Origin of the sequence: Fusobacterium sp. FSA-380-WT-3A (assembly GCF_012843705.1) — a bacterium.
GTDB lineage: Bacteria > Fusobacteriota > Fusobacteriia > Fusobacteriales > Fusobacteriaceae > Fusobacterium_B.
Map to the genome: position 1 here is coordinate 1 of NZ_JABAFQ010000002.1, position 13,215 is coordinate 13,215.

Annotated in this window: 11 protein-coding genes; all 11 read right to left on the bottom strand. The window is 24.4% G+C overall.

Annotated elements, in window-relative coordinates:
• Positions 1-3 precede the first annotated feature (3 nt).
• The 11 genes from HF862_RS01880 to HF862_RS01930 all read right to left on the bottom strand — a co-directional run bounded on the left by HF862_RS01880 (position 4) and on the right by HF862_RS01930 (position 13,194).
• Positions 4-480, bottom strand: a complete 477-nt coding sequence (locus HF862_RS01880; protein ID WP_240934756.1) for a hypothetical protein — start codon at positions 478-480, stop codon at positions 4-6.
• On the bottom strand, positions 480-3,644 hold the full coding sequence (locus HF862_RS01885; RefSeq protein WP_170186239.1) for a P-loop NTPase fold protein: 3,165 nt from the start codon (positions 3,642-3,644) through the stop codon (positions 480-482). The genes HF862_RS01880 and HF862_RS01885 overlap by 1 nt, the downstream gene beginning before the upstream one ends.
• 25 nt (positions 3,645-3,669) lie before the next feature.
• Positions 3,670-4,143, bottom strand: coding sequence for a HEPN family nuclease (locus HF862_RS01890; protein ID WP_170186240.1), 474 nt, complete (start codon positions 4,141-4,143; stop codon positions 3,670-3,672).
• Between the two features lie 16 nt (positions 4,144-4,159).
• Positions 4,160-4,849 carry a DUF4391 domain-containing protein gene (locus HF862_RS01895; RefSeq protein WP_170186241.1) on the bottom strand — a complete coding sequence of 230 codons (690 nt, stop codon included), beginning with the start codon at positions 4,847-4,849 and terminating at the stop codon, positions 4,160-4,162.
• An 11-nt stretch (positions 4,850-4,860) separates the two neighbouring features.
• Positions 4,861-8,073 carry a helicase-related protein gene (locus tag HF862_RS01900; protein ID WP_170186242.1) on the bottom strand — a complete coding sequence of 1,071 codons (3,213 nt, stop codon included), beginning with the start codon at positions 8,071-8,073 and terminating at the stop codon, positions 4,861-4,863.
• 269 nt (positions 8,074-8,342) lie between these two features.
• Entirely contained in the window at positions 8,343-9,101 is a 759-nt protein-coding gene (locus HF862_RS01905) for a transporter substrate-binding domain-containing protein (RefSeq protein ID WP_170186243.1), read from the bottom strand.
• A 99-nt stretch (positions 9,102-9,200) separates the two neighbouring features.
• Positions 9,201-10,007, bottom strand: coding sequence for a Cof-type HAD-IIB family hydrolase (locus HF862_RS01910; protein WP_170186244.1), 807 nt, complete (start codon positions 10,005-10,007; stop codon positions 9,201-9,203).
• Positions 10,008-10,064: 57 nt separating this feature from the next.
• On the bottom strand, positions 10,065-10,733 hold the full coding sequence (gene deoC / locus HF862_RS01915) for a deoxyribose-phosphate aldolase (RefSeq protein ID WP_170186245.1): 669 nt from the start codon (positions 10,731-10,733) through the stop codon (positions 10,065-10,067).
• Positions 10,734-10,752: 19 nt separating this feature from the next.
• The gene (fsa, locus tag HF862_RS01920; protein WP_170186246.1) at positions 10,753-11,397 is read right to left on the bottom strand and encodes a fructose-6-phosphate aldolase; all 645 of its coding nucleotides are present in this window, start codon (positions 11,395-11,397) and stop codon (positions 10,753-10,755) included.
• 19 nt (positions 11,398-11,416) lie between these two features.
• On the bottom strand, positions 11,417-12,358 hold the full coding sequence (locus tag HF862_RS01925; RefSeq protein ID WP_170186247.1) for a transketolase family protein: 942 nt from the start codon (positions 12,356-12,358) through the stop codon (positions 11,417-11,419).
• Positions 12,359-12,372: 14 nt separating this feature from the next.
• Positions 12,373-13,194 carry a transketolase gene (locus HF862_RS01930; protein WP_170186248.1) on the bottom strand — a complete coding sequence of 274 codons (822 nt, stop codon included), beginning with the start codon at positions 13,192-13,194 and terminating at the stop codon, positions 12,373-12,375.
• Positions 13,195-13,215: the final 21 nt, after the last annotated feature.

Sequence of the window (13,215 nt, forward strand, 5' to 3'; positions counted from 1 at the left end):
TATTTAATTTTTCCCCCCCCCCCCCCCCGTACTATTTTTAGACTTTTGTCCTGTTATTGTCAAATAATTATCTAAACTATCTTTAAAATTATCTTTATAAATAAAATCTTTTCCTGTATTATAAGGAGGGTCTATATAAATCATTTTTATCTTTCCATAATATGATTTTTGTAGAAGTTTTAACACCTCTAGGTTATCTCCCTCTATATAAAGATTTTCTGTACTTTCCCACTCTTTTGATTCTTCTTTTGATGGTCTTAATGTTCCAGTACTTGTTTCTTGAGCTATTTTTCTTGCTTGTGTCTTTCCTTTCCAAGTGAAAGAATATCTTTCTTTATCTTCTTCTATTTTCTCTCCTAATAATTGTTTTAAAACCTCAAAATCAATTTTATTTTCTGTAAATATTTCTGGAAAGATTTGTTTTAGTTTTTCTACATTATCTTGGACTATATTCATGCTTGTTCCTTGTAATTTTTCCATTAGTTATCTCCTTCTTCTTTTAATTCAGCTATAAAATTTTGTATTTCTATATTTTGATTATAAGTAGCTTTTATTTTTTCTATAAGTTCTCCATTTGAATTTTTTAATAACTTTAAACCTTTTCTAAACTCACTACATTCTAATATAAATTTTTTAACCTCTTCTGTATTTATATATGGTAGTATTAATAATTTTATTAATTTATTGTAATCATCTTTTCTACTCTGCTTTTTAAAATTCTCTTCATCAAAATAGAAAAATTCTGTTTTTTCAAAAATTTTATAGAAAAATTTAAAAATATCTAAATCGATATTATTTTTTTCTAAAATTTTATCTTTTATATCATTATTAATTGTACTTTCTAAATGTACAATAGGTATTTTTTCTAATAATTTATTTAAAATATTTTTATAATTTTCACTTAAATTAGTTGGATTATCAATAATATGTATTAATATTTTTTTTACTTCCTCTATTACTGAAAAATCTATCTTTAAATTTGGATTATCTATAATTATTTTATAAATATTCGACAAATCATAATTTTTACTTTGATATTCTTGAAATAAAAATTTCATTTTATTTTCTTGATTAAAATATTTAACAAATAATTCTTGTAAGTATTTTACTAATTTTAAATCAAAGCTTTGAGAATCCGATACTAAATTTTTTAATGATGAATTGTTATTTATATCTGTATAGTCTATATCTAAATTTGGATTATAAAATTTATCTAGTACTTCAAAAAAATCTTTCTTTAAATCATTAGGAATAAGAACTTTAATTTTATAATATTCTTTTATTGCATTCTCTATGTCTAAATACATTATATTTTTTTCTTTAAGAAGTATCTCTATAATTCTATTAGAAAAGTTTCTATTACCATGTTTTTTTAATTCCAAAATTAGCTTATCAATTTCAATATAATTAATAAGAATCTTTTCTATTTCTTTAATATCATTATATGGTATAGAATCTAAAATATAACTAAAATTAGAAATATAAGAAGCTTGATTTATATTATAACTTACATAAGTTAAAATTAAACTTATTATGTAATATTTTTCTTTTCCAAAACTATTATAATTAGAGGATAATTTTGAAAGTTGATTACTTAATACATCTCTATTAAAATTTATTCCTAAATTTAATCCTTTTTCTTGATTTTTAATTACTAATTCTGTAAATACTTTATATTCATTTAAAGTAACCTTATTTTCCCTATCTTCTTGTATTCTTAGAGCTAAATTTTTTTTCAATTCTAAAAAATTATATTCAGATAATAAAATTTCTAAATTTATCATATCGTTTGTATTAAAAGAATTTAAATAGCTAAATAAATACTCTTCCATATTGTTTGTATTAAAAGAAATACCATAGTATAGGTAACTATTTTTAAATTCTTCTAACATTTGAAAAAATATTTTAGATTCATATTCTCTCACTTTTATATATTCACTAAAAACATAATTTTTCTCTTTCATATAATTTTCAAGTTCTTTCAATTCATTACATAATGATTTTATATTTTGAGTTTCATCTCCACTATAAAAATCAATAGAAAGTAATTTTTTTAAAATTTTTTCTTCTTTATGATTACATTTTTCTAATAAAATTTTATGATAATCTTGAAAACTAAAAATTTTCTCTTCATTTTCAAAACAATTAAAAAGAGAATTTGAAATAAAACGATTAATATTTTGGTTTTTGATAGCAATTAAAGCTTTTCTATATATTCCTTGAAGTTCTCCTTCTCCATATAAATCAGTAATTACTTTCTGTAAAACTTCATTAAATCCATTTACTTTACTTTGTTCATCTATTTTAGAAAAATCCCCATTTTCTAAATTTTTTATCATTTCTCTTTCTAATAATACTTGAACAGCGTTTTTTTCATCTATTCCAAAATATAGAGCTAGGATTTTTTTATCAGTATCATCTCCTAGTATCCTTCTATATTTAGAAAATTCTTCTCCATAAAAATAATTTGGAAAGTCCGACTGTATTTTTTCTTTAATTAAAACAAAAAAAGAAATATATTTTAATTCGATATTTGTATGAATAGAGTTGAGAACTTTTAATTCATTTATAAAATTTTTTATTCCTCTTGGAGTAATTTTTTCAATATTCTTATTGTACAAAGTTCTAATGATATTTTTCTCTTCTTCATTAATGCTCGGAAAGATTATTTCTAAATTTTCATTAAAATAATTTTTCCAATCAACTAATACAGGAGGAGTAACATTATATACTACTGGAAAAGTTTTTTCTATAATTCCTTCATTAACTTCATTATTATTCCCTTTAAAAGCAGTTAAGATATGTTTTTTAGAAAAAGGAATTATAACAAATATATTATTATAATCATCTTCAGAAAAAAAGGTATGAATAGATGACCACACTTCCTTTACCTTATTTTCTTGTAACCTATCTATATTATCATAAATAACAATAAGTTTTTTCTTATTTTTCCTTAAGGTATCATCTATACCTGTCATCCATTCTTTAAATTGTCTAACTGTTGGTTCTTTTGTAGAGGTAATAGTTTCATAATCAGTATTTAAAGTTTTTCCTTTATATAGATATATTAAATCTTCAAGTTTAATGTTTTTTTTGTCTATCAATTTTTGTTTGAGAAAATAGATAACTATTGAAATTAATCCTATCCAAAAAAAGATATTATTACAAAAAATCTCATAAATTAATTTATTCTTAAATCCAACTATTTGAGAAATATCATATAATTTTATTGTAGCATTTAAGTATAATACAACTGAAATAAAAATGATAATATTACTAAATTTTGGAATTTCTTTTTGCTCAGTTTTTGTTTTTGTTGACAAAAGAGAATCTAATTTTTCTTTCCAATCTTTATGATTAAAATTATTTTTCATTATTTCGGTTAAATTTTCTAAAAAACTTCTTCTTTGTAAGTCTTCTTGATGTCCCCAAGCATCATAAGTATAAAAAATATATTCTTCTTTACTTAATTTATTTTCTAGAAGTTTTACTATATTTGATTTTCCACTCCCCCATTCTCCTTCAAGACCAATTAGTTTTATTTCATCTTTTTTTATAGTTTCAGCAATAACATTAACTATTTTGGTGTGTGCTTGTGATTGAAAAGAATCTATCCCTTCTGGTTTATCTGATAAAAAATTCATTATATAATTTTTCCCTCCCTATTTTTTAATAAATTATTCTCTTGTCTTTAAATAACTTTTCTAATTCTTCTATAAATAAAAATAAAGATTTTGAAGAATTAAATTCTATCTCTGCCTTCCCAGATTTATTTTTAAATTTAATTTTTCCTATTTCATTTAAAGGTGTGGATTCAAATTTAATATTATCTCTACCATAGTTTTCTCCTTCTCTCATATCTCCAAAATGAGCTAAAGAGTTTCTAAATATTGTTAGAAGATGTCTTAATTTTACATTTCTTAATTCGACTTCTTCTCCATTTTTCTTATAGTTTACTCCTTCTATATTTTTACCAAATTTAAAAGCTAAACTTGAATAAAAATTAGATTGAGCTACTATTATAATCCCATATAAACAGTTTATTAAAAAAGTAACATCGTAATCAAATTCTTTATATCTTTCTGCTAATTTAAAAGTTCTCTTAAAAAATTCTTGTTCTACTTTAGTTATTGGATATTCCATATCTTTCTCCTACTATTTAATTTTTATTTAAAATTCTATCTCTTTCTTTTATTTTTTCCAATAATTTTCCTTGTATTTCTGCCACTCTATTTATTTGAGTTTCTTTTTTTCTTTCTTTTTTTAATTCTTCTATTTCTTTATTTAGTTTTTCTATTTTATCTATATCTTCAGATTTTATATTTTTATTACTATCTAAATTTTCATTCAAATTCAGCAATCTTATTTTCTCTATAATATTTTCATAAAATAATTTTAAATTAGTAGAATCTAATTTTTTATAATCAAACTCTTTTAAATGTTCATCTTCCTCATTTATCCATCTACTATTATAGATTTCATCTAAAATAACTTTATTATTTGTTATTCTTTTTCTTACTCCTGATATTAAAAATTCATTTTCAAATTTTAAAACAACTAAAGTTCCTTTAGGTATAAGTTCATGTAAAAGTTTAGAAATTATATTCTCTTTTCCCTTATTTCTTAAAATAATTTCTATAAAATTTATCTCTTTATATTTTTCTTCTCCATTTACATATTCAGCTATATTAGTATTTTTATTTGTTAATAAATAAGAAAGTATTATTTTTTCTACATTTTCTATAAAAATTCTTTTTAATTTTTCATCAGCTTCAGATTCATTATAAATTAACTCTTTAGATATATTTTTTTCAAATTTACATTCATTTAGAAGATTAAAAAATTTCATTTTCCCACCTCTTATTTTATCACTAAAAATGATATCAATTCAAAATCATCCATATTTTGTACTGATTTACTTAAGATAGTTTCATCAAAACTAAATAAACTTTCTATTCCTTTTTCTTCTTCTTTCCCTACAATATTTTCAACAGTTTTTTCTAAGAAATTAGTAAATTTTTTCATATCTTTTGCATTTTTAGTCTCTTTATTAAATTCATTTATTAAATCAGGATATAGTCTTTTCTCCCCGCTACATACTTTCTTATAAATATCTAATATTTTTTTACTTTGAATAAAATTCAACAATACTTCTCCATTATCTTTTACATAAACTAGGAAATACGGATTTAAAGTATTATATTCACTTGGTTTTATATCTTTATTTATTTGTTTTAAGCAAAAGATAACTCCCTTTTCAGCTTCTTCAAAATTACTTTTTGCAATAGCATACATTCCTGTTGGAGCTTTCTCTAGTACTTCTTTATGTTCTTTCATGTAGTTTACTAAATCCATTTTAAAATCATTAAAAGTTAAATCTGTAATTGAAATTCCTCCACTAATATCTTCTAAATCAACTACTTGGTCTTGTAATTGTTTTAATTGTTTTTTTCTATATTCTAAATCATTCATTTCTCCATTATCTACAATTACATTTTCTTCTCCAGTAGCAGACATATCAAGCATTACCATTCTTCCACTTACTCTTGTTTCTAAGTGAATATATTCATCTAATTCCATATTAGGCCAAAAATTTACAAGTTGTATTACATCATTTTTAGAACCTATTCTATCTATTCTTCCAAATCTTTGAATTATTCTAACTGGATTCCAATGAATATCATAGTTTATTAGATAATCGCAATCTTGTAAGTTCTGTCCTTCTGATATACAATCAGTTGCTATTAATAAATCTATTTCTTCTTTTCCCTCTTCTTCTCTTCCTTTAGATTTTGGTGAAAAGTTTACAAGTATTTTATTAAATTCTCCTTTTATACCTTTCAAATTAGTTTTAGGATTATCACTTCCAGTAACTAATGCTGTATAAATTCCTAATTCTTTCAAAACGTATTCTGAAATATTTTCATATAAATATTTTGCTGTATCTGAAAAAGCAGTAAAAACTATTACTTTTTTATTATTTTCATTAATTGGATTTTCAATTTTATCTTTTATTAATTTTTTTAATTCTCTTAATTTTTCATCTCTATCTACATTTATCTTGAAAGCCTCTTTTAAAATTTTTTCAAGGATAGCCCTATCTCCTTCTAATTCGGCTCTCCATTTTATTTGGTCTATATCTTTTAATAAAACTTTTACATTTTTACTTCCAATTAAAATACTATCTAATCTATTATCATCTATATCAATATCATCTATATCAAAATTTTCTACTATATCTTCACAATTATCTAATTTTTTCAAAGCCAAATCTATATTTTTCAAAATTCTTGAAATTGTTATACCAAAAGAATATATTGAGCTTTCCATTCTTTTTAAAATATTTATTCTCATTAAATTAACTAAACTTGTTTCTCTGTCTATTTGCTTAAATATAGATTTTCCTGTATTAGTATCATATTTTTTACTATACTCATTTACTTTACTTGGCAAAATATATTTCATTGGAGAATAAATAGCCAAATTTAGCATTCTTATCATTTTATTTATTTGTGATAGTTCCATAAATTCTTTTTTACTATCTATATCAGCTTTTATATTTATAGGTTTTAGTCTTTCTGGAAATTTTCCTATATTTGTAATATCATAATATTTTTGAATATGTTTTCTACTTCTTGCAATGGTTACCATATCCAAAAGCTTAAAATAATCTGTTTCTAACATTTCTAAAAGATTTTCTAAATTTTTATTTTCATCTGAAAGTTCATTCCATTTATTAAAAGACATTTGAGCTTTTCTCAAAGTTTGTTCTATACTTCTTATTCCAGATTGAGATAAAGCAAAATCATTTCCTTCTGTAGCAAAAGCAATCTGATTTTTTAAATCATTCATTCTATTATTTACTGGAGTAGCTGATAACATCAAAACTTTTGTTTTTACACCTTTTTTTATCACTTGATTCATAAGTCTTGAATATCTAGTTTCTTTATCTTCTTTTTTATTGTTATTATTTCTAAAATTATGAGATTCATCTATTACAATCAAATCATAATTTTCCCAATAAATTTGTTCTAAATTAATTTCTCCACTATATCCTGAATATCTTGATAAATCTGTATGATTTAATACATCATAATTTAATCTATCTTTTTCTAAAATATTATCTCTTCTATTTCCTTTATACATTAACCAGTTTTCTCTTAATTTTTTAGGACATAATACCAAAACTCTATTATTTCTTGATTCATAATATTTTATAACTGCCAAAGCTTCAAAAGTTTTTCCAAGTCCTACAGAATCTGCTAATATACATCCATTATATTTTTCTAATTTATCAATAGCACCTAATACACCATCTCTTTGGAAATTATATAATTTATTCCAAACTATACTTTCTTTAAATCCTGTTTTTGTTTTTATTATGTCTTTTTCTGATAAATCATTTAGATAATTTTTGAAAATATTATAAATGGTTACAAAATACATAAATTCAGGAGTGTTCTCTTTATATACCACTTCCAAACTTTGTAAAAGATATTCCTTTACATCTTTAGCTTTATCTTTATCATTCCAAAACATATTAAATTGATTTAACATCTGTTCTGTATATAAAGTATTTTTTATATATGAATTCATTTCTATTTTAGTTGAAGGGACTAATCCTAATCCTCCAGAAGTAAAATCTGAACTTCCTATAATACAAGAACTTTCTTCATTTTTATTTTCCATTAAATACATTTTTTGTGGTAATGGATATTCTTCATCATAAGCCCTTACTTCTACTTTCTTTCTTACCCACTCAGCACATTCTTTAGCTATCTCTGATTGTTTAAGTTCATTTTTTAGTTTCATTTCATATCTATCACCAGCTAAACCTCTTTCATAACTTCCACTTAATTTAAATTCTCTATTTATATCTTTTTTATTTTTTACAAAAGTTGGTTCTGAAAATAAAAGTCTTAAACTATCTATTTTATTTAATTCTTTTCTTAATTCTTCATAAGCATAGATAGTAAAATATGCTGAAATAATTGAAAGTCTAGTTCCTGATTTTATATTTTCTCTTAATTTATCTACTACTTTTCCTTGAGTTTTATTATCTAATATTTCCATCTTTCCCACCTATTTATAATTCTTTCATTTTTCTCTTATCTCTCTTATTTTACCACATTTCTTTTGTAAATATAAGTAAAAACTCTTTTCTCTTGTTTTTCTTTACAACTTTTATTACTTATAACTTACAATTTTTTATTTTTTTCTATCTTTATCAGTTATAACTTATAAAAAAGTATTTTTTGACATTTTTATCAGTTACAACTTATAAAATTTTTTCCACAAAAAAAGAGTTATTATAAAATTTACAATAACTCTTTAAAAATTTCTTATCTTAAATATTCTTTTTGAAGTCTTTCAATTTCTCCTCTTACTTCTAATTCTTCTAAAACAAAATTAATTGTATTTAATAAGTGTACTTGGTCTTTAGCCACTAAATATCCCATTTGACTTTTTGTAAATGGTTTATCTACACTAGCACCCTCTAATTTTTTATTATTTTTTTCATAAGTGATAGCTTCAGGAGTTTCAGTTACCATTACATCAACTTCTCCTTTTTCTACAGCTACAGGCACATCCAAATTATTTTTATAACGAATAATAGTTGCATTAGTTAAATAACTATCAGCAAACTTTTCATTAGTTCCGCCAATATTTACTCCAACTTTTACACTTGGTTTATTAACTTTTTCAATACTATCATATTTTTTTTCTTGTCCTTTTCTAACAAGGAAACATTTTCCAAACACTAAATACCCTTTTGTCATTTCTCCTTCAACTTGTCTTGCTACAGTTCTTGTTATTCCACCCATTCCTATGTCATATTTTCCTTTTTTCAAATCTTCTAACATAGTTTTCCAAGTTGTTGGAACAAACTCTACCTCTACACCTAATTCTTTTCCAATTAATTTTGCCACTTCTATATCATAACCACTATATTCCCCATCTTTTAAATAGGTAAATGGCTTATAATCTCCTGTTGTTCCCACTCTTAAAACTTTATCTTTCATAATAGTTTTTACATTATCCTTTCCATACCCTAAAGTACAACAAAGTAACATCATTATCATTGCTAAAATCTTTTTCATATAATCTCCTCCCCCTCAAATTTTATATGAAATAATTATAGCAATAGTTAATTAATTTTTGTAGAGAACAATTTTTTTAATTATCTGTTCGGAAATTTTTTACTTTAAAAACATCTCTTCTAAATATTTAGCCTCACCATCTTCATTATTTGTTCCTATTACTTCACAATCAGGTAATAATTCTTTTAATTTTTTATCTCCATTCCCCATTATGATTCCTTTACCAACAAAAGAAAGCATTTCATTGTCATTAAAAGCATCACCAAAAGCCAATATTTCATCAGCTTTGATATTTTCATGCTTCATTATTTCTAAAATTCCCTCTTTTTTATTTGTTGATATATCCATTATCTCCAAACAACTTGGGTGTGATGTAGTAATATTTACTTTTCCCTTAAACCACTCATCTTCTAACATCTCTTTTTCTAATTTTTCAATTTTTTTATAGTCATCACAATAGAAAAATACTTTCTCTATCTTTTTATTTTTAAATTCCTTTAAATCTGATTCTATTGGAGAAAATTTTGATTCTACATGATATTCACCAAAAGCCTCTATCATTTTTTGAGTGTACCATTTATCTTTATAGTAAATATTTCTTGAAATCTCATCATCTATTTTTAATTCTATTAATCTTTTTGTTATCTCACTATTCATATTTGTATTTCCAATTTCATTTCCATTTTTATCATGAATAAGAGAACCATTTCCAGAAATTAAATAAGACCCTACTCCCACTTGTTTAAAGAAAAATTCTGCATCCTTAAAATGTCTCCCTGTGGCTATAGAAAATTTTACTCCTGTCTCTGTTACTTTTCTTATAATATCTATTGTATGTTTAGATATTTTATGCTCTGAATTTAAAAGAGTTCCATCCAAGTCCGATACTATCATTTTGTATTTCATTTGTCCCTCCTTATTTTAGAAAAAGGTGACTTTAAAAGCCACCTTTTTTATTGCTTATTAATACATATTTTTTGACTCTTCACCTTTTATAATCTTAACAATTCTACTTGTTCCTAATCTATTAGCTCCAAGCTCCATGAATTTCTTAGCATCATCAAGAGATGAGATTCCACCAGCAGCCTTTATTTTTACATCTTTTCCTACATATTTTTTCATAAGTGCCACATCTTCAAAAGTAGCTCCCTTTGTAGAAAATCCTGTAGATGTTTTTATATATTCAGCTCCTGCTTCAGTTACTATTTCACACATTTTTATTTTTTCCTCTTCTGTTAAAAGACAAGTTTCAATAATAACTTTTAAAATTTTTCCATTACAAGCTTCATGAATAGCTTTAATTTCATTTAAAACTTTTTCATATCTTTTATTTTTTACATCTCCAATATTGATAACCATATCAATTTCAGAAGCTCCATTTTCTATTGCATCCTTTGTTTCAAATACTTTTACAGCTGTTGTAGAATATCCATTTGGAAAACCAATTACTGTACAAATAGGTAATTTGTCTCCTACATATTCTTTAGCTTCTTTTACATAAGAAGCTGGAATACAAGCTGAAGCAACTTCATATTTTATTCCATCATCTAATATTTGTTTTATCTCTTCCCAAGTAGCTGTTTGAGTCAAAAGTGTATGGTCTACTATTTCTAAAATTTCTTTATTATCCATTTTCTCCCTCACTTACTTTTTATTTTTTTGTAGCTTCCCAATCTTTTAAGAATTTTTCAATTCCAGCATCTGTTAATGGGTGTTTTATCATACCTTGAATTACTTTGAAAGGTAAAGTTCCTATATGAGCTCCAGCTTGAGCAATTTCTTCTACATGATAAGGATTTCTTATACTTGCTCCTATAATTTCAGTAGTAATTCCATGTTTATCAAAAGTTTCTCTTATTTTTTTAATAAGTTCTACTCCACTTACACCTGTATCTTCTAATCTTCCAATAAATGGACTTACAAATGAAGCTCCAGCTCTAGCTGCTAATAAAGCTTGATTTAATGTAAAGATTAAAGTCAAATTTGTTTTTATTCCTAATTCTTTAAATCTCTTACAAGCTTTTAACCCTTCAAAAGTTGTAGGTAATTTTATTACTACATTTTTATGTATTTTTGCTAATTCAATTCCCTCTTCTACCATTTTATCAGCTTCTAAGGATAATACTTCAGCACTAATTGGTCCATCTACTATATTAGTAATTTCTGTAATTATTTTTTTAAAATCTCCATTTTCTTTTGCTACAAGTGATGGATTAGTAGTAACTCCAGCTAAAATCCCATAACTTTCAGCTTCTCTTATTTCATCAATATTTGCTGTATCTATAAATATTTTCATTATACACACCTCTATATCTCTATAATAATTCTTTTGCTTTTTTTACGATTTCCTCAGCTGTTAATTTATATTCTTCTCTTAAATAATCTAAAGTTCCAACTTGTCCAAATCTATCTTCTACACCTACTCTTCTCATTGGAACAGGATTATTTTCTACTAATACTTCAGCCACAGCACTTCCTAATCCACCTATGATATTGTGGTTTTCAGCTGTAACAAATCCTTTTGTTTGTTTTGAATATTTTATAATTAAATCTTTGTCTATTGGCTTTATTGTAAACATATCAATTACAGTAGCTTCAATTCCCTCTTCTAATAACATGTCAGCTGCTTTTAAAGCCTCTACTACCATTATTCCACAAGCTACTATTGTAACATCTTTTCCTTCTCTTAAAACTTTTCCTTTTCCAATTTCAAAAGTTTCATCATCATTATATATTTTGTATGAACCTTTTCTTACAGCACTTAAATAATGAATTCCATAAATATCTTTTATTTGTCTTAAGATATTTTTCATCATAGTAGTATCTGTTATAGACATAACTGTTGCTGTTGGTATTGTTCTCATTAAAGCAATATCTTCAAAAGAAGTATGAGTACCACCATTATGTTGTGTATATATTCCAGGGTCAGAACCTAATATTTTTATATTTGTTTTTGCATAAGCTCCTGATAAGAAAACTTGGTCAAACATTCTTCTTGTAGCAAATGGACTGAATGTATGAATAAAAGGAATATCTCCTACTAAAGAAAGTCCACTAGCCACTCCAACCATATTAGCTTCCATTATTCCACAGTTTATATAGTTTTCTTTATTAGATTTTGCTATTGAATTTGTTGAAATTGCTTCTGCTAAATCTGATTCAAGAACAAATACTCTTTTATCTTCATTTATCATTTCAACTAATGTTGTACTATATGCTTTTCTTAATTCTACGTTCTCTAATTCATATTTTGCCATTTTTTAATTTCCTCCTATTCAGCAGCCTCTAATTTTTCTATTTCTACTTTTAAAATTTCTTTCATTTCATCATTAAATCTAATGTGATGATTTGCTTTTAATTCTTCAAAATATTTAACTCCTTGACCTTTTACTGTATCAAGTACAATACATTTTGGAGCTCCTTCTACTTTTTCATTTACAGCTTTATCGATAGCCTCTACATCTGCTCCATTTACTTTTACAGTATGATATCCAAAACTTTCCATCTTTTTAACATAATCAAATGGATTACAAATTTCTTCTGTTGTTCCATCTAATTGTTTTTTATTATCATCTATAAATAATGTAAAGTTATCTAATTTGTTGTGAGCAGCAAATTGAATAGCCTCCCAACATTGTCCTTCATTTAATTCTCCATCTCCAACTATACAATAAACTTTTCTTTCACTATTTTTTCTTTTTAATCCAATAGCTACTCCTGTAGCCACAGAAATTCCTTGCCCTAAAGAACCTGTTGTCATGTCTATTCCAGGAGTAAGATTTCTATCTGGATGACTTGGTAATATAGTTCCATTGTTATTTAGTGTATTTAATACTTCTAAATCAAAATATCCTTTTAAAGCTAATGTTGAATATAGAGCTGGTCCAGCATGTCCTTTTGATAATACTAAGAAATCTCTATCTTCCATCTTAGGATTTTTTGGGTCTATCTTCATATTTGTATAAAGAACAGATAAAGTTTCTACTATTGACATAGCTCCACCTAAATGTCCAAATCCTCTATGTAACAACATTTTCAATGTTTCTTTTCTTATTTTATTACTAAATTTTTTCATTTCTACATATCTTTCCATATTTTTAGTATGCCCTCCTTA